We start from the raw sequence: 25,255 nt of genomic DNA, 5'->3' as shown, positions 1-25,255 counted from the left end.
TACAAATGGGTTCGTGACCATTCCTTGCCACCCGTGCCGGGCACGTCGGTGCGGTCACCCCTAGGCAACAAGTTCAGAAGCGTCGCCGGACAGGTCTTCGTCCTCCAGGTGGCGATCGTGGTGTTGCTCGCTGCCGGCGCCCTGCTGGCCCTGGTGCTCCAGTCGCGGCACGACATCGACCGGGAGGCACGCAACCGGTCGGTTTCCGTCGCCCAGACCTTCGCCCACTCCCTCGGTCTGCAGGACGCGCTCAAGACCCCGAACCCGTCCTCCGTCCTGCAGCCCCTCGCCGAGACGACGCGCAAGGCCGCCGGGGTGGACTTCATCGTGGTGATGGACACCAACGGCATCCGGTACAGCCATCCCCAGCCGGAACGCATCGGACAGCGGTTCGTCGGCACGATCGAGCCCTCGCTCGCCGGACACACCTACACCGAGAGCGTGGACGGTCCGCTCGGCAAGGAGATCCAGGCGGTCGTGCCGGTCACCGCGCCCGACGGCCGGGTCGTCGGGCTGGTGTCGGCGGGCCTGACGGTGAAGAACGTGACCGGTGTCGTCGACCGCCAGCTCCCCGTCATCCTCCTGGCCATCGCGACCGGCCTGGCCCTGGCCACCGTGGGCACGGCGCTGATCAGCCGACGGCTGCGCCGTCAGACCCACGGGCTCGGCACGTCGGAGATGACCCGCATGTACGAGCACCACGACGCGGTGCTCCACGCCGTCCGCGAAGGGGTGCTGATCACCGACGGCGAAGGGCGGCTCCTGCTGGCGAACGACGAGGCCAAACGGCTGCTCGGCCTGCCGGAGGACGCCGAGGGACGCCGCATCGGGGACGTACCGGGCCTGGACCGCCCGATGGCCGACCTGCTGCTGTCCGGCCGGGAGACCACCGACGAGGTGCTGGCGACCGGGGACCGGCTGCTCGTGGTCAACCAGCGTCCCACCCACCCCCGTGGCAGGCCGGAGGGCTGCGCGGTCACCATCCGCGACTCCACCGAGATGCAGGTCCTGACCAGCCGGGCGGAGACGGCCCGCAGGCGCCTCAAGCTGCTGTACGACGCGGGAGGCGACATCGGCACCACCCTCGACGTGGTGCGGACGGCCGAGGAACTCGCCGCCGTCGCCGTCCCCCGCTTCGCGGACTACTGCACGGTCGACCTGGCCGACCCGGTGCTGGACGGCGACGAGCCCGGCCCGGGCGCCGACATGCGGCGCACGGCGGTCAACGGCATTCGCTCCGACCACCCCCTCTACCCCCTCGGCCGGCTGATCGACTTCCTGCCGTCCACCCCGCAGGCACGCGGTTACGGCACCGGCGAGGCGGAGCTGGTCCCCGACCTGGAGGACGCGCCGGGATGGCACGCCCAGGACCCGCCGCGCGCCCGGGCCATCATCGAGTACGGGATCCACTCGCTCATCGCGGCCCCGCTCAGGGCCCGGGGCGTCGTGCTCGGCGTGGTCAACTTCTGGCGGTCGCAGAAACCGGAGCCCTTCGACGAGGACGAGCTGTCGCTGGCCGAGGAACTCGTCGCCCGCGCGGCGGTCAGCATGGACAACGCCCGCCGCTACACCCGGGAACACGCCCTCGCCGAGACGCTCCAGCGCAGCCTGCTGCCGCGCGCCCTCCCCGAGCAGAGCGCCGTGGACGTGGCCCACTTCTACCTGCCCGCGCAGTCCGGGGTGGGCGGCGACTGGTTCGACGTGATCCCGCTGCCGGGCAGCCGGGTCGCGCTGGTCGTCGGAGACGTCGTCGGGCACGGGCTGCACGCCGCGGCCACCATGGGGCGGCTCCGTACGGCCGTGCACAACTTCTCCTCCCTCGACCTGCCGCCCGACGAGATCCTCGCCCGGCTCGACGACCTCGTACAGCGCATCGACCACGACGGGGTCGGCGACGGCGCGAACGGCGGCATCCTGGGCGCGACCTGCCTGTACGCCATCTACGACCCGGCGTCCCAACGCTGCACGATGGCGCGGGCGGGCCATCTGCCGCCCCTGCTGGTCGCCCCCGACGGCACCACCGAGATCGTGGACCTGCCGGCCGGCCCGCCGCTGGGGCTGGGCGGCATGCCGTTCGAGACCGCGGAGTTCCACCTGGCCGAAGGCAGCCAGCTCGTCCTCTATACGGACGGGCTGGTCGAGGAGCGGACCCGGGACATCGGCGAGGGGCTGGAACTGCTGCGCGCGGCGCTGAGCCATCCCGACCGGGACCCGCACGAGAGCTGCCGTGCCGTGCTCGACCTGCTGCTGCCGGACCGGCCGGCCGACGACGTGGCCCTGCTCATCGCCCGGACGCGGACGCTCGGCCCGGACCGGGTCGCGCAGTGGGACGTGCGGTACCAGCCGAGCGCGGTCGGCGCCGTGCGGAAAGCGGCGGCGGAGAAGCTCGAGGAGTGGGGCCTGACCGACCTCGTCTTCGCCACGGAACTGATCCTCAGCGAACTGGTCACCAACGCCGTGCGGCACGGCAGCGCGCCGGTGCGGGTCCGGATGCTCCACGACCACGCGCTGACCTGCGAGGTGTGGGACGGCACCAGCACCGCCCCGCACCTGCGGTACGCCGCCACCACGGACGAGGGAGGGCGCGGGCTGTTCCTGGTGGCGCAGCTCAGCGAGCACTGGGGCGTCAGGTACACCCCCGACGGCAAGGTCATCTGGGCGGAACAGACACTGCCCGGTTCCTCCGGCGGCGCGGAACCCGGCCTCGCGGCCTTCCTGGACGTGGACCCCCTCTGACGGGGGGCGGGGCGTTCCCGCGGCTCGCGGCCGCCCGTGCGAAACCCAGTTCGTCAGCGTCGGGCGGTCCGCGACGCACGTCCGGGTGGTTGTTTGCCGACCCACGGCCTTTTGATCGTCCGGGCCCGGGCGGGCGGCAAGAGTTGAGCCATGATCATGGATCCGCTTGCCACCCCTGAACCCTCGGACGAGCCCGCACCGGAGCCTTCCCGCAGGCCGTCCCGCCGTACCGTCATCGCCGGCGCCGCCGCGGTCGCGGGAGCCGGCGCGCTGACGGTCGCCGCCGCCTCCGCCGAGACCCCGCCGGCCGGCCCCGGCGCCGCACGCCCCGACTGGGACACCTGCCTCACCATCGCCCGGGCCGTCCTCGTACGGGACGATGAGGACCAGCCCCTGGTGCCGCGGTACGCGGACATCCTCCTGAAGAACGGCCTGCCCCGGTCCCGCGCCCGCAGGAAGGTACTGATCGTCGGCGCCGGGCCCGCCGGGCTCACCGCCGCCCACCTGCTGCGTGAAGCCGGGCACCAGGTCACCGTCATCGAGGCCAACGCGAACCGGGTGGGCGGCCGGATCAAGACCTTCCGTACCGGCGGCCACGAGAAGTCCGCCGCACCCTTCGCCGACCCGAAGCAGTACGCCGAGGCCGGGGCCATGCGCATCCCCGACAGCCATCCGCTGGTCACCGGGCTGATGGACAGCCTCGGCCTCAAGCGCCGGCGCTTCCACCTGGTCGACGTCGACGGGGCCGGCCGCCCCGCGTACCGGACGTGGATCCACGTCAACGGCATCCGCGCACGCCGGGCCGACTACGCGCGCGCCCCGCAGGCGATCAACCGCTCCTTCGGAGTGCCGCAGGCCTACGAGTCCGTGCCCGCCGCGCAGATCGTCCGGGGCGCCTTCGCTCCCGTACGCAAGGAGATCGAGGGCAAGAAGGACAGGGAACTCGTCGAGGGCTGGGCCCGTGTCATCCAGCGCTACGGCCACATGTCGATGTACCGGTACCTGACGGAGGAGGCGGAGCTCGACGAGCGGACCATCGACCTGATCGGAACGGTCGAGAACCTCACCTCCCGTCTGCACCTCGCCTTCGTGCACAGCTTCATCGGGGCTTCGCTGATCAGCCCCGACACCGCCTTCTTCGAACTGCCCGGCGGCACCGCCACCTTGGCGGACGCGCTCTACGCCCGGGTCGAGGACCTGGTACGGCTCGACCGCCGCGCCACCCGGATCACCCATGGCGAGGGCAAGGTCAGCATCGACACCGTGTCCGAGGGCCGCGGCGGCAGCCCCGTGCAGCGCGAGACCTTCACCGCCGACACCGCGATCATCACCGTCCCCTTCTCCGGACTGCGCCACATCCCGGTCACCCCCGCGCTCTCCTACGGCAAGCGGCGCGCGGTCACCGAACTGCACTACGACGCCGCCACCAAGGTGCTCCTCGAATTCAGCCGCCGCTGGTGGGAGTTCGACGAAGCCGACTGGAAGCGCGAGCTGGAGGCCGTGAAGCCCGGCCTGTACCGGAAGTACCAGCTCGCGCAGGCCCCGGAGGCAGGGGGGCTGCTGGGTGCCCACCCCTCCGTGCCCAAGGGCCACATCTCCGACGCCCAGCGCGCCCACTACGCCGCCTGCCGCCTGGTCACCCGCGACCAGCCCGAGGCGGCGGGCGTCATCGGGGGAGGCTCGGCGACCGACAATCCCAACCGCTTCATGTTCCAGCCGTCCTACCCCGTCGAAGGCAGCGCCGGCGGGGTGGTCCTCGCCTCCTACAGCTGGTCGGACGATGCCCTGAAGTGGGATTCCCTGGACGACGACGAGCGGTACCCGCGCGCCCTGGCCGGCGTCCAGGAGGTGTTCGGGCAACGGATCGAGGTGTTCTACACCGGAGTCGGCCGCACCCAGTCCTGGATGCGCGATCCATATGCCTACGGTGAGGCGTCCGTCCTGCTGCCCGGCCAGCACACCGAGCTCTTCCCCCATGTCCGCAAGGCCGAGGGCAACCTGCACTTCGCCGGGTGCCACACCTCCATCAAGCCCGCGTGGATCGAAGGAGCCCTGGAATCCGCGGTCCGGGCCGCGCTGGAGGTCCACTTGGCGTCGTGAGTGACCGGGAGCCGCGCCGACCGCCGCCCGAAGGCAGGGCGGCCGCCGGCGCGGCTCCGGCGGTCCGTCAGCTTTCGGCGAGCACGATCAGCCAGTCGCCCTCGGTGAATCGGACCCGCTCCCGCTTGTCGGGATTGATCCTCACCCCGTAGGCAGGGCCCGTGGCGGTCTGCCCGCGCAGCCGGTAGCCGACCGCGCATTCGCGGCGGCGGCGTGCGGACTCGACGACCGTGGCGAACGAGACCGCGCGACCGGCCCGGACGTAGTCCGCGGCCGGTCTGAGGTAGAACTCGTGCCCCTCCGCGTCGAACAGCTCCGCGAACACGTCGGCGAGGTAGCGGCTCTCCGAGATCTGGGTCATCAGCAGGCTGATCAGCCTGCCGCTCACGATGAAGTCGGCTCCCTCGCGGGCGGGCGCGAGGAGCCGGTTGCCGTCGTCGGACATCTCGGTGGTGAGCGCGAGTTCCCGCTGTGCGGCCTCCCCGACGGCCCGCAGGTGCAGCAGTGTGACCAGTGTCCGGTCGTCTGCCTGCGCCTCCATGTCGGTCGCCGTGGCCGTGGCCGCGGCCGCCGGGTCCGTCTCACCGATCACGATCACGCTGTCGTACGACGGTACGTCCAGCTTGGCCAGCACGAGCGGGTCGGTGATGTCCGCGCTGTGGAAGACCACTTCGAGGCGCCGGTCCCCTGCGATGTCACCGGCGCCGCGCGTCGCCGCGCCGTCGCCGAGCGCCACGACATCCAGGGTGGTTCCGGGGCTCACGTACTGGTCGAGCTGATCCACGATGAGCGGAGCCCGGCGGTTCCAGCCGAGCAGGAGCAGGCGTTCGGCCGCGGGGATCCTGGCCCCGGCCGTGACGATCGCCTCCTCCTCGACGCAGGAGGCCACGTCGCTTTGTACGGCCGTGTCGTCGTCCTGTGAGATGACGATGATCCGGTCGCCCGCGCCGATCGCCGTACCGGGGTCCGGATTGAGGGCGACGCCGCCGTCGGCGCGCAGCAGGCCGACCACGGCGGACGTGGCGAACGACAGCAGGGCTTCGCCGAAGGTGCGTCCCGCGAGCCCTTCGGCGGCGGCGGTGTAGAACTCGTCGCCCCCGAAGTCCAGCAGTTCCTGGTAGACGAGCGAGAGGCCGGGCTGGCGCGCGGTCTGCACGAGGAGCCGGGCGACGATGTCGTCGACGCACAGGACGTGTCCCGCCGGCCCTGCGGCCAGCCTGGCGGTCTCGTGGTTGCGGGTGTCACGGACCGCGGCCACCACCACCGCGTCACCCGCCCCGGGGGCGGCCGCGTCGAGGGCGAGCAGGGTCTTCACGACGTGGGCGTCACCGCCGTCCCCGGCGGGAGGCAGGACGAGAACCGCCTTCGCGGTCCGCGGACTCACCCGGCACAGGTCGGTGGGGTCGGTGGTGCTGCCGTTGCGGCAGATGATCCGCGTTCTGCCGCGGTCGGTGACGCGGGCGGAGATGTCCTCCTCCATTTCCACCTTGTCCTTCTGGGCGAGCACGGCAATGGCCGACCGGCGCTGATTCGCATGGGCGGCGACCAACTCCCCGATCACGGGGAACACCTGGTCGGACCATCCCAGTACGACGGTGTGCCGTGCCTCCAGCACGGTGGAGTGGCCGCGGCGCAGCGACATGATGCGCCGGTTGATACCCGTGGTGATCAGACTGACCAGGGTCGACACGAACAGCAGGGCGACCAGGGCGAGGGACACGGAGGCCAGCACGTGGAGCGGGGAGCCGACCGCACCCCCGATCTTCAGGGTCTGGCCGACGCTGACCCACACGGCAGTGAGCCGGCCGGAGAGCGTGCTCGGGGCCGTGCGGTCGGACCAGACGAGGACCGTGCTCGCCGGGACGACGACCGCGAGGCAGGCCAGGGCGAGCCAGCCGATGAGCGCGGTGGTCCCGCCCGCGACCAGATGGTCGAACCGGTACCGAAGCCGCAGCCGGAGGGACGTCGTGTGGTCCTGCGTCACGAAAGCTCCCGAGCATGAGACGACGCGCCAGTCGGGCGGCTGACCGCCACCTCAGGACTCACAGTAGGGAACCGGCCGCCCCGGAGTACACCCGCTGTGACGAGCCGGTCACCCCGCGCGCCTTCCGAAAACCTGCACATCGTGTGCGTGGCCGCACCTGCCCGCTTTCACAGTTCACCCGCGTGCCGGACACCTCCCCGTGTTTTGGCGGGTGTTTGTCCCCATTGATCCCGTGCGGGTGGCGGGCCGCGCGTATCTGTTACTCGTTCCTGCGGAGAAGTTGTCACCATTCGGTGAATGAAGCTGCACGCCGGTAGTCGGAGGCGGTCATCTGCCCATGAGGGTGCGTCAACAGGATTGGCCCGCTAACCCGTTCGCGTGCTTTCATCTGCGCACCGCGGCAGTCGAGAAATGACGGCCGCGCATTCCCCCCAAATGAAAGGTGCGCATAATGCGTAACGACCTTGAGACCCGTGAGATGGCCGACTCCGAGCTGGACGCCGTCTCCGGTGGCATCGTCAGCATCTCCGGTGGCCTGGCCGGCGCCGTGACCAGCGACGTCAGCGGCATCGTGGGCGTCGTGGGCTCCCTCGACACCGTCCAGGCCGCGACCGGTCTCGTCAGCAACGTCCCCGGCCTGGTCTCGGGCATCACCGGCGTTTCGGTGAACACCGGTCGCGCCGGTCTCTGAGCGGGATATCCCATGAACCCCGGAGCGCCCCCCGCGGCTCCGGGGTTCATGGCTGCTCGCGTGCCCGAACGACACGAATGCAGTTGAAGGAATAGTCCGTGCAGTTTCGTCAAAAGGCTCTTTCCAAGCTGCAATCGCCCGAAGAACTCGATCTTCCCGTACGCTTCGCGCGCCCGCAGGGGCGGCTCGTACTGGCCGTGACGGTCGTCGTCATGGCCGCCGCGACCTTCTGGGCCCTCACCGGCACCGTCTCGGCCAAGCTGAGCGCACCCGGCATCCTCACCCACGCCGAGGGCAGTTACGTGCTGCAGAGTCCGGTCGCGGGACAGGTGACCGGAGTCCTCGCCGAGGAGGGCCAGCTCCTCGCCCCTGGCGCGCCCCTGCTCAACGTCCGTACGGAGCAGGGCGACCGGCCGGTGCGCGCGGTGACCGGAGGCCGGCTGACGACACTGTTCGCCAAGGTGGGTTCGGTCGTCGCGACCGGCGCGGACGTCGCGGCGGTGGAACACGTGAAGGACTCGGACGACCCCCTGCTCGCCGTGCTGTACGTGCCGGGCGCCGGCAGCGCGACGATCCCCGTGGGCGCCTCGGTCGACCTGAGCGTCCAGTCGGCCCCCCAGCACCGGTTCGGCATGCTGCGCGGCCGCGTCAAGACGGTCGGCCGCGCCCCTCAGACGGCGGCGCAGATCAGCGGCTTCCTCGGCGACAAAGGACTCGCCGAACAGTTCGCCAGGCAGGGCAACCCGGTCGCGGTCCTCGTGGAACTGGAGCGCTCCTCCGCCACCAGGTCCGGCTACAAATGGTCCTCCGCGGACGGGCCCCCGTACGCCGTCGACTCCACGACCCCGGTCACCGGTACCGTGCACCTCGCCGCGCAGCGCCCCGTCGACTGGCTGCTGCCATGACCGCGTCGCCGACCGGGACGCCTCCCCGAGCACCCCAGCTCCCTCCCGCCGGACGCCGGCGCCAGCGCCCCGAGCCCAAGGGCGGCACCCGCCGCAAGACCGCGCCCGCCCCCAGGGGCAGGACGCCCCGCCCCGTACGCACGCCCACCGTGCTGCAGATGGAGGCCGTGGAGTGCGGCGCCGCCGCCCTGGCCATGGTGCTGGGCCACTACGGCCGCTTCGTCCCCCTGGAGGAGCTGCGCATCGGATGCGGCGTCTCCCGCGACGGCTCCCGTGCCAGCAACCTGCTCAAGGCCGCCCGCGGTTACGGGCTGAAGGCCAAGGGCATGCAGATGGACCTGGCCGCGCTCGCCGAGGTGCGGGGTCCGGCCGTCCTCTTCTGGGAGTTCAACCACTACGTCGTCTACGACGGCATGGGCCGCCGCTTCGGCCGCAGGGGCGTGTACATCAACGACCCCGGCAAGGGCCGCCGGTTCGTCCCCATGGAGGAGTTCGACACCAGCTTCACCGGTGTCGTGCTCACCTTCGAACCCGGCGACGGCTTCCGCCGCGGCGGCCGCAGGCCGAGCGTCCTGGGCGCCATGCCGGCCCGCCTGCGCGGCACTTCGGGCACCATGGCCGCCGCCATCGTCTCCAGCCTCCTGCTGGTGGCCGTCGGCGCGACGACCCCGGCCCTGAGCCGCACGTACATCGACATGTTCCTCATCGGCGAGCAGGCGTCCCTGCTGGGGGTGCTGTTCGCGTCGATGGCCGTCACGCTGCTGCTCACCGGCACGCTCACGGCGCTCCAGCAGGCCAATCTGCTGCGCGGGCGCGTCATCTCCTCCACCCTGGGCAGCGCCCGCTTCCTGCGGCACCTGCTCAGACTTCCGGTCACCTTCTACTCCCAGCGCAACCCGGCCGACCTGGTCCAGCGCCTCCAGTCCAACGACGCGGTCGCCGAGACCCTCGCGCGGGACCTGGCCGCCGCGGCCGTGGACTCCGTCGTGGTCGTGCTCTACGCGGTGCTGCTGTGGACGTACGACCCGCAGCTCACCGTCGTGGGCGTGCTGATCGCGCTGCTCAACGTGGTGGCCATCCGGACCGTGATCCACCTGAGGGCCACCGGTACCCAGAAACTGCGGGCCGAGAGCGCCCGGCTGACGAACACGTCCTACAGCGGTCTCCAGCTCATCGAGACGATGAAGGCCACCGGCGGCGAGAACAGCTTCTTCCGCCGCTGGTCCGGACAGCACGCGGTCACCCTCGACGTGCAGCAGCGGCTCGGCGTGCCCAGCGCGTGGCTGGCGATCGTCGCGCCCACGCTGGCGGCGCTCAACAGCGCGCTGATCCTGATGATCGGCGGCCTGCGGGCGGTGGACGGGCACCTCTCCGTCGGCCTGCTCGTCGCCTTCCAGACCCTGGTGACCAGCTTCACCGCGCCGATCTCCCGGCTGGGCGGGGTCGCCGGACGGATCCAGGACTTCGCGGCCGACGTGGCCCGCCTCAAGGACGTGGAGAACTTCCCCGTCGACCCGGTCTTCTCGCGGCGCGAGCCCGCGGCCGACACCCGCCGCCTCACAGGCCACGTGGAGCTGGACAACGTCACCTTCGGCTACAGCCCGTTGGACGCCCCGCTGCTCAAGGACTTCTCGCTGTCGGTCGGACCCGGGCAGCAGGTCGCGCTCGTCGGCGGCTCCGGCAGCGGCAAATCCACCGTCTCACGGCTGATGTCGGGCCTCCACACCCCGTGGCAGGGGGCCATCCGCATCGACGGGATGCGGCTGGAGGACATCCCCCGCAGCGCGCTGGCCGCCTCCGTCTCCTTCGTCGACCAGGACGTCTTCCTCTTCGAGGGCACCGTCCGCGACAACGTCACGCTGTGGGACCCCTCGATCCCGGACGAGGCCGTCGTCGCGGCCCTCCAGGACGCCGCCGTCCACGATGTGGTCGCCCGCCGCCCGGGCGGCATCCACAGCCGCGTCGAGCAGGACGGCCGGAACTTCTCCGGCGGCCAACGCCAGCGTCTGGAGATCGCCCGGGCGCTGGTCCGCCGCCCCAGCGTCATGGTCCTCGACGAAGTGACCAGCGCCCTGGACGCGGTGACCGAGCAGACCGTCATCGACAACCTGCGGCGCCGCGGCTGCGCCTGCGTGGTCATCGCCCACCGGCTGAGCACGGTGCGTGACAGCGACGAGATCGTCGTGCTCGACCGGGGCACGGTCGTGGAACGCGGTCGGCACGAGCATCTGGTCGCCGCGCGGGGCCCGTACGCCGAACTGGTCAAGGAGCACTGAGGTGACGTACCCGCACCAGTACCCGTACGAGTACCCCCCTGAGTACCCGCACGAGTACCCGCATGACACGACGGTCACCACCGCACAGCCGGGCTTGGCCCCCGGCGGGCAGGACTCCGACCCGGTCGTCGCCGCCCTGGGCGCACTGGGCTCGCCCGTCGACTGCGCGGGCTTGCGCAGCCTCTCCCTGGAGGGCCCGCACGTGCTGTGGCTCGTCGTCCGGGGCGAGCTGGACCTCTTCGCCGTCGACGCCGCGCAGGCCGGGCACTGGCACTTCCTCGGCCGGCTGGAGGCGGGCACCCTGCTGCTGGGCCCGGCCGACGGCCCCGAGCACACCCTGGTCGGCCGGCCCTTGCAAGGCTGCCTGCTGCGCCGTATCGAGCTGCGGGAGCTGCCCGGACCCGAGTACGGGGCACCGTTCCAGCAGGGGTGGGCCGACCAGGCGGCGTACGGCGACCCCGCGGGCCGGCCGAGCCCGCTGGAGGACGCGTTCGCGCGCGGCCTCGGACGCGGGTTGCGGGTGCTCTACCAGGCACCGCTGGACGGCCGCGCGACCACCGGGCAGGGCCGGGCCGACGACGACATCCTGTGGATGCAGATCACCCCGGGCAGCGTGCAGTACGGCGCCGTGTACGAGGAGGGCACGACCGGCACCCTCCTCGTCGACGCGGCGATGTGGCAGGGCATGGTCGATCAGCAGTACCGGCTGCTGTACGCCCTGGACCGCTCGATCGAGCAGCTCGGGCGCGCCCACGAGGACCGTATGGCGGCCGGTATCGAGGCCGGGCAGGCGGCCCGTACCCAGGCGGACCGGACGCTGCTGGCCTCCATCGACCGCTCCCGCGGCCGTTCCCGCCACTGGGGCGCGAGCGTCGACGCGACCTTCGCCGTGTGCTCCCTCGTGGCCGACGAGGCCCGCATCACCCTGTCCGAACCGGGGGAGGCCACCACCGCCTCCGAGCGGGTCGACCCCGTCGAACGCATCGCGCTCGCCTCGCGGATACGCACCCGCGTGGTCGGACTCGGCGGGCAGTGGTGGCGGGAGAACAGCGGTCCGCTGGTGGGCCGGCGCGAGAAGGACGGAACCCCGGTCGCCCTGCTGTGGCGGCGTGGCGGCTACGTGGCGGTCGACCCCGCCACGGGCACGCGGCAGCGCATCGGCAAGGGCGGTGACGTCGGTGAGGACGCCTTCGAGCCGCGCGCCGTCATGCTCTACCGTCCGCTGCCCGACGGGCGGGTGGGTCTGCCTGCGCTGCTCCGCTTCAGCCTTCGCGGGACCCTCCCGGAGCTGCGCACCCTCATGCTGGGCGGCCTGGTCGCGGTGGTCCTGGGCGCACTGGTGCCCATCGCCACCGGCCAGGTGCTCGGCCGGTACGTCCCCAACGCGGAGAACAGCCTCATCGTGCAGACCGGGCTGGCGCTCATCGCCACCGGGGTGGTCTCGGCCGCCTTCATGCTGCTGCAGAACGTCTCCATCCTGCGCATGGAGGGACGCATCGAGGCCACCTTGCAACCGGCGGTGTGGGACCGGCTGCTGAGGCTGCCGACGAAGTTCTTCGCCGGCCGCTCCACCGGCGAACTGGCCGGCGCGGCCATGGGCATCAGCGCCATCCGCAGCGTGCTGTCCGGTGTCGGCCCGGTCTGCGTACAGGCGAGCACGGTCGGCACGATGAACCTCGTGCTGCTGCTCCTCTACAGCGTGCCGCTGGCGAGCGCGGCGGTCGCCATGCTGGTCGCCGTCGCGGCGGTCTTCCTGGGCCTGGGACTGTGGCAGCTGCGCTACCAGCGCCGGCTGATCAGGCTCAACAACAAGCTCAACAACCAGGCCTTCCAGACCCTGCGCGGGCTGCCCAAGTTGCGGGTCGCCGCCGCCGAGAGCTTCGCGTACGCCGCCTGGGCACGGGAGTTCGCCCGCACCCGCGAGCTCCAGCAGCGCATCGGCCGGATCCAGAACGTCACCACGGTGCTGGGCGCGGTGTACCTGCCGCTGTGCACGCTGGCGATGTTCGTACTGCTGGCCGGACCGGCCCGCGGCGCCATGTCCGCCGGCGAGTTCCTCACCTTCAGCACGGCCCTGACGATGCTGATGTCCTCGGTCACGCAGGTGACCGGCGCGCTCATCTCGGCCGCCGCGGTGCTGCCGATGTTCGAGCAGGTCAAGCCGCTCCTGAGGGAGCTCCCCGAGGTGGGCCGCGCCAGTACCCGGCCGGGCGAGCTGACCGGCGCCGTCGAAGCGAAGAACCTGTCCTTCCGCTACACCGACGACGGCCCCCTGGTACTCGACGGCATCGACTTCGCGATCCGGCCGGGGGAGTTCGTCGCGATCGTCGGGGCCAGCGGCTGCGGCAAGTCGACCCTGCTGCGACTGCTCATCGGCTTCGACAAGCCCGTGGAAGGCAGCGTCCTGTACGACGGCCAGGACCTGGCGGCGCTGGACCAGGCGGCCGTGCGCCGCCAGTGCGGTGTCGTCCTGCAGAACGCCCAGCCCTTCAGCGGCTCGATCCTCGACTGCATCTGCGGCGCCGAGTCGTTTCCGCTGGAGGAGGCATGGGAAGCCGCCGCGATGGCGGGCCTGGCCGAGGACATCAAGGCCATGCCGATGAACATGCACACCATGCTGTCCGACGGCGGCGGCACGGTGTCGGGCGGCCAGCGCCAGCGCCTGATGATCGCCCAGGCCCTCATCCGCAAGCCGCGCATCCTGTTCTTCGACGAGGCCACCAGCGCGCTCGACAACGAAGCCCAGCGCGTGGTCATCGAATCCACCCGCGCCCTGAACGCCACCCGCATCGTGATCGCCCACAGGCTGTCCACGATCATGGACGCCGACCGGGTGATCGCCATGGCGGACGGCCGCATCGTGCAACAGGGCCCGCCCGCCGAACTCCTCGCCGACACGACCGGCCTGTTCCACGAACTGGTCCGCCGCCAACTGAGCTGGTGACTGCGGCCGTCGGCGGTCGCACCGACCACCGGTGGTGAGGGAGGCCGGCCCCCACCACCCGTGGTCGCTCATGCTCTCGTACGGCTATTCCGGCTGGTCGACGACGCCCTTGCACTGTGGCGTGCTGTCGCTCGTGCCGGGCTGGGCCGCGGCCTTCACCGTGTTGAAGTTCGCCACGTACGCATCGTGGGCGGCGGAGTCGTCGACCTTCAGGAGCGCCTCGTCGTTCTCGCGCAGGGCGGGGCCCGAGTAGTTGTGACTGCCGGTCCACAGCACCTTGTTGATGCTTCCGTCGTACATGCCGTCGATGAGCAGGTACTTGGAGTGCATGACCCGTGCGGCCGTGCTCGCGTTGTTGTCGTGGTCCTGGTGGTAGCAGACCGGAGTGAGTCCTGCGACCGAGTGCAGCGTCTCCCAGGTGCCGGGGGTGGTGCCGTCGGACGAGCTGTCCTTGCTGTCGGTGGACGAGTAGACCAGCTCCACCGAGCAGCCCGCCTTCTTCAGCGCGACGAGCTTGTCGGCCACGCCCTGGCGGGTGAACTTGAACATGCCGACCCGCACCTTGGTGTGCTTGGCGACACCGTCCTGCGTGTAGTTGCAGGTGACGTTGTCGAGCGTGTTCCAGATCGTGTCGGTCGTATTGCCCGTGCCCGGGTAGTACGGGAAGAAGTAGGCCTTGTAGGGGCTCCAGGCGCTGGAGGTGTAGCGCCAGTTCTCCCAGTCCTTGCCGACGAGCGCCGAGAAGTAGCCCGCGTAGGCGTTGTACAGGCCGGTGTTGTACGTGACGACGTACGCGTCGTTCCAGAACGCGCTGTACGCCGAGGGCGACATGTTCGACGACGTCTGCAGGACGACGTCGGAGGCACCGTCGACCTGGGAGAACAGCCAGAACTTGTTGTGGTTGATGGACTTGCCGAACTCGGGCCGTCCCAGGCAGGACTTGCCCACTGGGCACAGGCCCACGAACGAGGGCTGGGCGGTGTCGGTGCCGAGGGCGTCGCGCAGGATGCCGTAACTCGGGTCGGTGGGACGGGAGCTGACGGTCGACTCGTCGAGCATCAGCCGGACGTGGACGCCTCGGGTGGTGTGCGCGTCCGCGAGTGCCTGGGCGACTTCCTGGTCCCAGATGTGGTACAGCGCGACCGTGATCGACGATCCCGCCGGGCTGGTGGTGACGTACTGGAGGATCTTACTCCGGATCGCGTTCTGCTCTGCCGGCGTACCCAGCGGGTTGTTGAAGACGGGGCCCGAGGACTCGACCCCGAGGGTTGCCGCCGTGGCCGCCGGCGCCTGGCGTGGCGCACCCGATGCCGGGGTGAGCCCCGCGGTCAGGAGCACCGCCGACAGGGCCGTGGCGGTACCGGATGTCTTCAGGTGCGATGCGAGGCGCATCAAATCCCCTCCTTGGAGCGCGTGCTGAGTCATCGTGGCGCCCGACTCCTGTCGTCGGCCGTCCGTGCGACTGGGGGATCGTGCCAGATCGGAGGGCGCCGGGCGACAGGCGTGATGATCTTCGTCCCCAACTGTCGATCATGTCTGCTTTGTTGATCTGGACTCTGTCGTTCCGGAACGGTTAGGGTCCCTCATGTTGTTTTGGGTACATGACAAATTCTTGAAACTGAGACGTCGTGCCGTCGCGCTCACGACGGCGAAACTGATGCTGGTGGGGCTGGTGATGGCCGCGGTCCTCACGCCCGCCGCAGGCCCCGCGGGGCCGGGCCAGGCAAGCGTGTCCGGTCGGGGCACCGGCCCCGCCGTGGCGCAGCCGGCCGAGCCCGGCACGGTCAAGGCGGCCAAGGTGGGGTGGCCGAAGAAGGCCTCCGCCACGGTCGCCGTGCCCGAGGCGGGCACGGCGAAGAAGCCGGCCGGCGGAAAGGGCTCCATCGTCTCGATCGGTGCCCTTCCCGTTGCCGGCCAGGCCAAGTCCGCTCAGGGGGCGTCCGGTTCGGCTCCCTCGAAGGTCCGGGTGGAGGTGCTCGACCGCAAGGCGGTCGCACCGGTCGGCGGCGTCGGCATGGGTCTGACCGTCGCGCGGGCGGACGGCGGTTCCACCGCCGCAGCCGTCGAGGCGACGATCGACTACTCCGGCTTCGCCCGCGCCTACGGTGGCGCGTTCGCCTCGCGGCTGCGGCTGGTCAAGCTGCCGGCGTGTGCGCTCACCACCCCGCAGGCGAAGGGCTGCGCCGCCGCCCAGAGCGTGGCCGGACAGCGCAACGACCCCGTCGGCGGCAAGCTGACCGCACCGGTCGAGGCCGCCCCGGCCCCGCGCGAGGACGCCGGCGCCACCGCGTCCGCCGCTGCCGCACCCGCGGTGTACGCGCTGGCATCGGGCTCGTCCTCCGACTCCGGTGACTACCGCGCGACCGCGATCAAGCCGTCCGGCAAGTGGGACGTGTCCCTGGCCTCGGGCGCGTTCACCTACTCGGTGCCCATCGAGGTGCCCGCCCCGCCCATGGGCATCGCACCCGACCTGGCACTGTCGTACAACTCCCAGGAGGTGGACGGCCGTACGTCCGCCTCGAACAACCAGGCCTCCTGGGTCGGCATGGGCTGGGACCTGAACGTCGGGGCGATCGAGCGGAAGTACAAGAACTGCGCCGACGACGGGCACGCCACCTTCGGCGACCTGTGCTGGGACTCCCCGAACTCCTCGGCCGACCCGAACGGCGCCGTCTACACGATCCAGATGGACGGCATCGCCTCCGAGCTGATCCAGGACAGCACCGGCACCGGCTCGTTCCGCATCAAGGACGACCCGGGCTGGCGGGTGCAGAAGCTCAACGGCGGTTTCGGCTCGGACAACACCGACGAGTACTGGGTCCTCACCAAGCAGGACGGAACCCGCTACTACTTCGGCTGGGGCCGTACCGAGCGACTGGGCAACGACAACGCCCGGGAGAAGACCAACTCGGTCCTCACCGTGCCGGTGATCGGTGACGACGCGGGCGAACCCTGCAACGCCTCCTACCCCAACCCCTGCAAGCAGGCCTGGCGCTGGAGCCTGGACCGGGTGGTCACGCCCAACGAGGTGGAGAACTCCTACTTCTACAACAAGGAGACGAACTACTACCGTTCCGTGGCCGCGGCCGACAAGGCCCGGGGCTACGACGCCGGTTCGTACCTCTCCCGGATCGACTACGGCTGGTCCTCGCAGATCGCCGGCGCCCAGCTCCCCGCGATGATCGACTTCCAGCACGTGAACCGCTGCGTGGAGCGCATGGCGGAGGCGGACCCGCTGAACAACACCGCGCCGTCCTGCCCCACCATCGACGCCAGCCCCTCGTCCTATCCGGACGTGCCGGTCGACCTGATCTGCGACGGCCCCGAGGACGGCGAGACCTGCGCCGGAAAGACGTACTACCCGACGTTCTTCCAGCGCGACATGCTGTGGGACATCAACATCCACGTCCGTGACAACAACACCTCGGGCTGGGACCTGGTCAAGCAGTACCAGTTCAAGTACGCGTTGATGAACCCGGCGGGCACGGTCGGCGACCAGCTGTGGCTGGACTACATCCAGCGCCGCGGCTACTCGGGCGGCGACATCGACATGCCCACCATCAACTTCAACGGCGAGTGGCAGGACAACAAGGTCGGCACCGGCGAGCTCAACTTCCGCCGCGTCAACAAGATCTTCACCGACGCGGGCTCCACGATCACGGCCACGTACGGCCACGCCACCGACGAGAACGGCACCATCGACCGGACCTGCCCGGAGAGCGGCGCGCCCTCGCAGTCGACCAACGCGTACGAGTGCTTCTGGCAGAAGTGGGTCCCGGAAGGGGCCACCGAAGAACACACCGGCTGGTTCAAGAAGTTCGTCACCAAGCGGGTGCAGGTCGACCCCGGCAAGGCCAACGACGGGGCTCCCGCGCTCATCACCGACTACCAGTACGACGGCGCGCCGGGCTGGCGGTTCTCCGCCGATCCGCTCGTCAAGGACGAGGACGAGTCCTGGTCGGACTGGCGCGGCTACGGCAAGGTGCTGGTCACGACCGGTGCCAACGAGAACCGGCACTCCACCTACCACTGGCTCTACCGCGGCCTGGACGGCGACCGCACCGTGAAGACGGACGCCTCGCAGACCCGCGGCGTGAAGGTGACGGACTCCGAGGGCACGCAGTGGACGGACAGCGCGTGGCTGGCCGGCCAGACGCTGGAGACCTCCGTCCGCGACCACAACGGTGACTCGCAGGAACGCGAGTGGCACGAGTACTGGTCGTACAACACCGCCCAGTACACCGGCATGCCCGATGCCCGGATGGTGCGCGAGAACAGGCTCCGCAACCTGGAGAAGGTGGCCAACTCCGCCGACGGCTCCGGCTGGCGCGAGCACATCGTCCAGACCGAGTTCGACAGCACGGAGAAGGCGTCCACGGCCTTCGGCCTGCCGATGCGCGTGGACGACTGGGGCGAGACGAACGTCTCCGACAACAGCTGTACCGAGTACGGCCGCGCCTACAACACCGACGACCTGGCCGACGACTCCACCGGCACCAAGCGGTGGATGGTCTACCCGGACGACGAACGGCACTACAGCGTCTCCTGTTCCGCGGTCGACGCCGACGAGCAGGCCGGAACCCCCGCCGCGCACATGGACAAGCGGGTGACCACGTTCTACGACGGCGCGCTGTCCTTCGCCGAGAACGACCAGAAGCTCGTCGACGGCAACGTGACCGAGGTGCGCACGTACACCTCGGAGACGTCCTGGAAGACCCTCAAAGCGAACTTCGACGCGGCCGGCCGGCAGACCAAGGTGTGGGACGGCAAGAACCAGCTGACCACCACCACCTTCTCTCCCGCCACCTCCTGGCCGGTCGACGGAATCAAGGTCACCACCCCGGACCCGGACGGCACCGGACCGGGCACCGCGCTGTCCACCACCCGCTACCTGTCCCGCTTCTGGGGCGAGCCGTGGAAGACCGTGGACGCCAACGGCAACGCCACCCAGCTCGTGTACGACGCCCTCGGGCGGCTGACGAAGGTCTTCAAGCCCTCGGAGGCGGCCAACTACCCCGACGGCACCGCGTCCATGAAGTTCGACTACTCGGTGCCGGTCGCCACTTCGGCGAACGGAGTGCCGCGGGTGGCCACGGGCGACCCGGTGCGCACCACCAGCAGCGTGCTCCAGTCCGGGACGACCTACCTGAACTCGTACTCCTACTCCGACGGGCTGGGGCGCGAGCGCGAGAAGCAGACCACGGCGCCGTCCGGCACGGGCCGTGTCGTCGAGGTCACCCGCTACGACTCCTCGGGCAACGTGGCCGGCACGTCGGCGCCGTTCTACAACGGCTCGGCGGCGGGATCCGGTCTGGTGAACCCGGCGGTCGCGGACATCCCCTCGTACACCGACACCAAGAGCGACTGGGCCGGGCGGGTCATCCTCTCCCAGATCCAGGCCAAGGGCGTGGTGCAGCCGTCGAACAAGACGGTCACCCAGTACCAGGGCGCGGACGAGACCACGGTCTTCCCGCCGGTCGGCAGTCCCACCAAGTCGGTGAAGGACGCCTTCGGGCAGACCACCAAGATCATCGAGAACCTGGGGGCCCAGCAGTACGCCACCACGTACGAGTACACCCGCAAGGGCCAGCTCAAGTACGTCCACGACTCGAAGGGCAACACCTCCCACTACAGCTATGACTGGGCGAACCAGCGGACGCTGAGCGAGGAGCCGAGCGCCGGCAACAGCACGACGACGTACGACGCCAACGGCCTGATCCAGACCGTCACCGACGGGCGGGGCACCGTGCTCTCCTTCGGATACGACGCGCTGAACCGGCGGACGACCGTCAAGCAGGGCGCCACCCTGCTGAGCGAGAAGACGTACGACTCCGCGCCCGGCGGCAAGGGCATGCTCGCCGCCCAGACCAGCTGGACCGGCGGCAAGCCGTACACCTCGCGGGTGGACGACTACGACGTGCGGGGCCGGGCCACGGCCAAGACGTCCCTCATACCGGACGACGGCAGCGGGCTGAACGGCTCCTACCAGACCAAGTACCACTACGACGCGGCCGACCACGTGACGGCCATCGACCACCCGGCACTGGGCGGTCTGCCCGCCGAGACGGTCACCACCACCTTCAAGGACGGCCGCACCAGCACGTCCGCGAGTCCGCTGGCGACCTACCAGTCGGCGGCCGGCTACGACGACGCCGGGCGGCTCACCTCACGTTCCCTCGGCACCGCCGGCGTCGGCACCAGCCTCAACCGCACCATCGGCTACGAGGACACCAACGGCTCCGGCTGGGTGAAGAACATCACCACCCGATCGGTCACCGGCGGTACCTCCACGACCGTGCAGAACGACACCTACACCCGCGACAACGGCGGGCAGGTGACCGCACTGCGCGAGAACGCCGCCGGCCAGCAGCAGTGCTTCACGCACGACGAGCTCAGGCGGCTCACCGGCGCCTGGACCACCGCGGCCACCACCTGCGGGGCCGCCCCGCAGTCCGACTTCACCGGCCCCGACCCCTACCAGAGCAGCTACACCTACGACCAGCTGGGCAACATCCAGTCGGTCACCGACAAGACCTCGGCCGCCGGCGCCGCCGTGACCAGGGACTACAAGTACCCGGGCTACAGCGCGGACGAGAGCACCTACACCCCTGGCCAGCCCAGGCCGCACGCCCTCACCGGGGTGGTCAAGTCGACCGGAGGCACCGACTCCTACAGCTACGACAACGCCGGCCGGCTGACCGGGCGCACCGTCGACGCGGTCGCCTCCGTCATCGACTGGAACCCGCAGGGCCAGGTCTCACAGATCACCCAGAAGAAGCCGGGCGGCGACGAGACGACGACGTACGTCTACGACGCCGACGGCAACCCGATCATGCGCAAGACCCCGACCGAGAAGGTCCTCTACCTGGAGGGCCACGAACTCCGCAAGACGGACAAGGTCCGGGCGACGCGGTACTACGCCGTGGACGGCACCAGCGTGGCGATGCGCACCGCCTCCGACACGGACCCCAACGGCAAGCTGACCTGGCTGCTCTCGGACGGCCAGGCGTCCACCCAGCTGATGGTGACCGCGGTGGGCGGCACCCTGGTCCGGCGCAGGCTGTCCCCGTTCGGCAAGCAGCGCGGCACGACCGCCGGCCTGCCCGCCGAAACGGACCGCGGCTTCCTCGGCAAGGCGGAGGACGACAGCACCGGGCTCTCCCTGATGGGGGCGCGGATGTACGACCCGAGTCTGGGCAAGTTCCTGAGCCCGGACCCGATGACCACCCCGGAGCAGCCGCAGACGCTCAACGTCTACGCCTACTCCCGCAACAACCCGGTGAACCTGACCGACGCGAGCGGCCTGTACTCCTGGGACGACTTCAAGGACGACATCAAGGACACCGGCAAGGCGCTCGTCGCCTCCGTGTACGTCCAGACGGTGGACAAGGTCGGCCACGGCGTCGGCAATACGCTCAAGGCCATGAACACCCTGGTGGACGTACCGGACCCGCTCGCCAACTACATCGCGGGCCCGCCGGACGACCCGAACGCGCTCCGCATCGGCTGGGAATGGGCGACCGACACCGGCCCGAGGCACCGCGACCTCGGCGGGAACAACCGGTTCACCAAGACGCTCAAGACGCACGGACACGTGAAGGACACCCGTGCGAAGATCGCCAAGGATCTGCGGTCCGGGAAGCTCGAAAAGGGCGGGGGCGGCGACGCTCCCTATTCGCTGGGCGGGCCCATCAGGGAAAGCATCGGCAAGCTCTACAGCGACTTCACCGGAAACCTGTCGGCCGCGTTCCTCGGGTCGTACCACCTCAATTACAAGGTGATGTCGGTGGACAAGTCCGAGGGGACTGCCGTCGTCCGTTTCCGGGTGAAGAACCCGAGTACGATCAATTCCGCCACGCACGTCGGGTCCATCGGCTATGGCGACTGGTGGACGAAGAACATCGGTGAGCCGCTCAACAACGAGCTCTTCAAGAAGGGCGTGATGTCGGAGCGGACCCAGACGATCACCTGGACGGAGACCATCCGCTACCAGCCCGCATCCGGTTCATCCGGCGGAGGAGGTGGCGGAGGCTACGGCGGACTTTCGGGCCTGATCTCGGCGGCCTTGGGCATCGTCGGCTTGATCCTGGGCCTGTTCTTCTAGGCGCGAGAACACGAGACAACGGAAGGACACGAGTTGCGAGGGAGCGGGCTGATCGCCGGCGCGGCCGTGGTGCTGTGCCTGGCCACGGGCTGCGCATCACCCCGCCCGGCCCCCGCTCCGGTGACCGCGGACATGGTCCTCGGTCACTGGACCGGGGACTGCGGGGCCGACCTCGACCTAGCCGAGGACGGCACGTTCCGGTTCAAGAACTTCGAGTCCGACGCCAGAGGACAGGGCCCCGAGCGGCCCCGCCTGACCGGCGAGGGCCACTGGTACCTGGAGACCGGCGTGGGTGACATCCCGCCCTCCCTGGACCTGAAGTTCCAGAAGGAGATCTACTCGCTGGAGTACCAGCGGGCAGAGGACGGCAGCCTGAAGGCCCTGAGATACCTCGCGGACGTCGACGAGGAAGTCGACTGCGTATACCGCAAGCAGGGCTGACAGCATCACGAAAACCGCCCCCGGGGGCCGCACCGAACACAAGGGTGCGGCCCCCGGGCCGTCGGCGCGTCTGTCAGAGCTTCGAGCTCCTCGGCCGCCGGTGCGCGGTCAGCCGCGCTGCCCACGGGCGCCCGGCACCGCGAGCACGGCCTGGAACTGCCCGAGCGCCTCGTGGATGCGGCCCGTCGCCAGGTAGGCGCGGCCCAGCCGCGAGCGGATGTCCATCTCCAGCCAGTCGTACGCGGGTTCGGTGAGCGGGGACAGCAACTTGTGCTGGATCAAGGCCTGGTGATGGAGGGCCACGGCCGCGCCCGGATCTCCCTCGCCCTGCTCTGCCGTGCCCAGCCGGGTCAGGCCGCGCGCGCAGAGGAAGACGTCACCGGCCTCCTCGACCAGGTGGACTGCCTGGCGGAGCAGGCTCTTGGCCTCGGCGTACCGGCCGAGGCGGAGGTGGATGTCGGCGGCGAAGCTCAGGACCCTGCCGAGCATGCGCTGTCTGCGGCCCCTATCGGCGTGGGTGCGGGCCTCGGCGAAAGAGGCCAGCGCCTCCTCGTTCCGTCCCTTCAACTGGTGGGCGAGGCCTTGGATGACGAATCCGATCGAGGCGATCCAGTCGTTGTGCGGCGCCCGGGACACGGCCAGCGCCTCGGTGACACGGGAGATCGCCTGGTCGGCCTCGCCCACACTCACGTCGACGGACGCCAGCCCGATGAGGGCCCGGGTCTCTTCGATCGGGTCGAGGCCGCTCCGGCTGAGGTGGAGCGCCTCGGTGAACACGGTCCGCGACTGCGCGTACCGGCGCTGGTACACGCCGGTGTAGGCAAGGCAGTTCCGCAGGGCGGGCGCCATCCGCGGGTCGGTGGCCTCGTCCACGTGCGCGAGTGCGATCTCGAGAGCGGTCTGGGACTCGTGGTAGCGGCCCTGCCGCGTGAAGTAGTCGACCAGCGCCTCGGCGATCCAGCACGCGTAGTCGACCTCGCCGAGGGCCACGGCGTGTCCGACGACGTCGACGAGCTCTCCACCGGCCGCGTCCAGCCAGATCTCCGCGTCCTTCCAGTCGGCGAACGGTGCACCGGAGGGCTGGGGGCCGGTGGGGAAACCGTGGGGGAGGCCCCAGTCACTGGTGATCCGGGCGGCGTCCAGGTAGAGGCGCAGGGCGGCCGTGCGGATGCCGGCGGCCTCGCCGGGCAGGGCTTCCGCGAGGCGCCGCGCGTGCACGCGGACCAGATCGTGCAATCGGTAGCGGCCCGGACGCGGTTGTTGCAGAAGGTTCGCGTCGACCAGGCTTTCCAGGATCCGCTCGGTGTCGTGGGGCGGCCGGCCGAGCATGGCCGACGGCGCCAGCACATCGAACTCGACCGTCGGTGACTGGCCCAGGGCGCGGAATCCGAGCTGCTGGTCGGGTGCGAGCTGGTCGTACGACAGCCGGAAGGCCGCCTCGACGCTGCGGTCCCCGATGCTCAGTTCACCGAGTCGGCGTTCGTCGCCCGCCATGCGGCCCACCAGGTACTCCACCGTCCAGGTGTGGCGGTTCTGCAGCCGCGACCCGGCGATGCGCAGTGCCAGCGGCAGCCCGTCGCACAGCCCGACGAGCTGACGCGTCGCCTCCGGCTCGCGGCTCGCGCGGTCCTCGCCGATGATGTGCGTGAGCAGCAGCACCGCACCCCCGCTCCCCAGCGGCTCCAGCGTGACCCGTCGGTCGGCGTCCAGTTCGGACAGCCGTCGGCGGCCGGCCACCAGCACCCTGCTTCCCGCTCCTGCGGGCAGCAGCGGTCGCACCTGGTCGGCGTCCAGGACGTCGTCCAGCACGAGGAGCAGCCGTAGCGGGCTGGTCGCCGCGCGCCAGGCGGCGGTGAGTTCTTCGAGGTCGCTCGGCAACTCGCCTTTGGCCGCGCCCAGGGAGCGCAGCAGGCGCTGCAGGGCCTGCTCCGGGGTCTGCCGCCGCTGCGTGCTGTGCGCGCGAAGGTCCACGAACAGGCTGCCGTCCGGGTACCGGTCGCTGAGCTCACGGGCCGCGCGTACGACGAGCGCGGTCTTGCCGACACCGGCCGTACCGTCCACCGTCACGATCGACACGGATCCGGGCGCGTAAGCCTCCGTCAGCAGCGCGAGCTCCTCCTCCCGGCCGACGAGGCGGCCGGCGTCGCCCGGCAGTTCATTGACGGCGCGGCGGGTCCGGGGCCGGGCGGGATGTGCGGCGGAGCGGGCGGGATGTGCGGCGGAGCGCGCAGCGGCCGGACCGAGCAGGTGTTCGTCGTCGCGGCGCAGCACCGCTTCGTACAGCCGGTGGAGCTCTTCCCCCGGATCGACGCCGAGCTCGTCACGCAGCCGTACGCGCATGCCCTGATAGGCGTTGAGCGCTTCCGCCTGGCGTTCACAGCCGTACAGGGCCCGCATCCGCAGGGCCAGCAGCGACTCGTCGTACCGGTCGGACGGGGACAGGACCGTGAGGTCGTCCAGGACATCACGGAACCGGCCGAGCAGGACCAGGCACTCGAGTCTGTCCAGTCGGAGCCCGCGCCGGCGCTCCGACAGCCGCTCCCGCTCGGCCTGCGCGAACGACCCCGGCAGGCCGGCCAGGGGCTCGCCCCGGAACAGTGCGAGCGCCGAGGACAACTGGTCGACAGCCCTGGCCAACTCGCCGGACACCTTCGTGCGCCGCGCCTCAACGCCCTGCTCGGTCAGGTCCGCCACATCGAGCCGGACCCCGTCGACAGCGAAGCGGTACCAGCCCTTTCCGCTGCGGATCACCGACTCCGTATGGCGGGTGCCATGCGCGTCGAGCGCCCGGCGCAGCGGGTTGACGTGACTGGCCAGCACTTTGTGGCCGGATGCGGGTGGCTCCGCCCCCCACACTCCGTGCATCAGCTGCTCATGACTCAGCACGGCCCCCCGGCTGAGCAGCAACGCGGCCAGCACGGCCTGCCGTTTGACGGGGCCCAGATCCAGCGGTGTTCCGCCCCGGTACGCCCGTAACGGCCCGAGCACCGCGATCCGGAGCTGCTCGGGAGGTTCGCTGTCCATGGAGAAGCCCCGCTTTCGCACATCATCGGAATTTCATCTGCTTTGCAGCG

General features: G+C 70.5%; 11 protein-coding genes. 8 read left to right on the top strand and 3 right to left on the bottom strand.

The features are described from left to right. Positions 1–48: 48 nt before the first annotated feature. Both ACGFYQ_RS28250 and ACGFYQ_RS28245 read left to right on the top strand, forming a co-directional pair. Positions 49–2,736 (top strand): SpoIIE family protein phosphatase, encoded by a 2,688-nt coding sequence (locus tag ACGFYQ_RS28250; RefSeq protein WP_393748869.1) that lies wholly within the window; start codon positions 49–51, stop codon positions 2,734–2,736. Between the two features lie 150 nt (positions 2,737–2,886). Further along, complete coding sequence (locus ACGFYQ_RS28245; RefSeq protein WP_393748629.1) at positions 2,887–4,836, top strand: flavin monoamine oxidase family protein; 1,950 nt, start codon at positions 2,887–2,889, stop codon at positions 4,834–4,836. 67 nt (positions 4,837–4,903) lie between these two features. On the opposite strand, the gene ACGFYQ_RS28240 is transcribed toward ACGFYQ_RS28245, so the two are convergent. Then, entirely contained in the window at positions 4,904–6,820 is a 1,917-nt protein-coding gene (locus ACGFYQ_RS28240; RefSeq protein WP_393748627.1) for an NAD-binding lipoprotein, read from the bottom strand. Positions 6,821–7,271: 451 nt separating this feature from the next. On the opposite strand from ACGFYQ_RS28240, the gene ACGFYQ_RS28235 reads away from it, so the two are divergent. From ACGFYQ_RS28235 to ACGFYQ_RS28220, 4 genes are all read left to right on the top strand, one after another. Next, on the top strand, positions 7,272–7,511 hold the full coding sequence (locus ACGFYQ_RS28235; RefSeq protein ID WP_393748625.1) for a hypothetical protein: 240 nt from the start codon (positions 7,272–7,274) through the stop codon (positions 7,509–7,511). 98 nt (positions 7,512–7,609) lie between these two features. Continuing rightward, on the top strand, positions 7,610–8,416 hold the full coding sequence (locus ACGFYQ_RS28230; protein WP_393748623.1) for an HlyD family efflux transporter periplasmic adaptor subunit: 807 nt from the start codon (positions 7,610–7,612) through the stop codon (positions 8,414–8,416). Next, positions 8,413–10,692 carry an NHLP family bacteriocin export ABC transporter peptidase/permease/ATPase subunit gene (locus ACGFYQ_RS28225; RefSeq protein ID WP_393748621.1) on the top strand — a complete coding sequence of 760 codons (2,280 nt, stop codon included), beginning with the start codon at positions 8,413–8,415 and terminating at the stop codon, positions 10,690–10,692. Before ACGFYQ_RS28230 ends, ACGFYQ_RS28225 begins: the two co-directional genes overlap by 4 nt. 94 nt (positions 10,693–10,786) lie before the next feature. After that, entirely contained in the window at positions 10,787–13,636 is a 2,850-nt protein-coding gene (locus ACGFYQ_RS28220) for an NHLP bacteriocin export ABC transporter permease/ATPase subunit (RefSeq protein ID WP_393748867.1), read from the top strand. A gap of 84 nt (positions 13,637–13,720) precedes the next feature. Here the strand turns inward: ACGFYQ_RS28220 and ACGFYQ_RS28215 are convergent, their stop codons facing one another. Then, entirely contained in the window at positions 13,721–15,028 is a 1,308-nt protein-coding gene (locus tag ACGFYQ_RS28215) for a phospholipase D-like domain-containing protein (RefSeq protein ID WP_393748619.1), read from the bottom strand. Positions 15,029–15,248: 220 nt separating this feature from the next. On the opposite strand from ACGFYQ_RS28215, the gene ACGFYQ_RS28210 reads away from it, so the two are divergent. Together ACGFYQ_RS28210 and ACGFYQ_RS28205 are read left to right on the top strand one after the other, a co-directional pair. Beyond that, complete coding sequence (locus ACGFYQ_RS28210) at positions 15,249–21,740, top strand: RHS repeat-associated core domain-containing protein (RefSeq protein WP_393748617.1); 6,492 nt, start codon at positions 15,249–15,251, stop codon at positions 21,738–21,740. A 33-nt stretch (positions 21,741–21,773) separates the two neighbouring features. Beyond that, a complete protein-coding gene (locus tag ACGFYQ_RS28205; RefSeq protein ID WP_393748615.1) occupies positions 21,774–22,181 on the top strand; it encodes a hypothetical protein in 408 nt (135 codons plus the stop codon). A gap of 108 nt (positions 22,182–22,289) precedes the next feature. Here ACGFYQ_RS28205 and ACGFYQ_RS28200 read toward each other — a convergent pair whose 3' ends face one another. Then, positions 22,290–25,205, bottom strand: coding sequence for a BTAD domain-containing putative transcriptional regulator (locus tag ACGFYQ_RS28200; RefSeq protein ID WP_393748613.1), 2,916 nt, complete (start codon positions 25,203–25,205; stop codon positions 22,290–22,292). Between the last annotated feature and the right edge of the window lie 50 nt (positions 25,206–25,255).

It is taken from the genome of Streptomyces sp. NPDC048258 (genome assembly GCF_043201995.1).
GTDB lineage: Bacteria > Actinomycetota > Actinomycetes > Streptomycetales > Streptomycetaceae > Streptomyces.
The sequence above is the reverse complement of the archived record's forward strand: the minus strand, read 5'-3'. Positions and strand labels throughout refer to the sequence as shown.

Bases quoted from the DNA above. Each gene is read 5' to 3' on its own strand.
- ACGFYQ_RS28245 (WP_393748629.1), top strand. From the start codon at position 2,887: ATGATCATGGATCCGCTTGCCACCCCTGAACCCTCGGACGAGCCCGCA.
- ACGFYQ_RS28235 (WP_393748625.1), top strand. From the start codon at position 7,272: ATGCGTAACGACCTTGAGACCCGTGAGATGGCCGACTCCGAGCTGGAC.
- ACGFYQ_RS28225 (WP_393748621.1), top strand. From the start codon at position 8,413: ATGACCGCGTCGCCGACCGGGACGCCTCCCCGAGCACCCCAGCTCCCT.
- ACGFYQ_RS28215 (WP_393748619.1), bottom strand. From the start codon at position 15,028: ATGCGCCTCGCATCGCACCTGAAGACATCCGGTACCGCCACGGCCCTG.
- ACGFYQ_RS28200 (WP_393748613.1), bottom strand. From the start codon at position 25,205: ATGGACAGCGAACCTCCCGAGCAGCTCCGGATCGCGGTGCTCGGGCCG.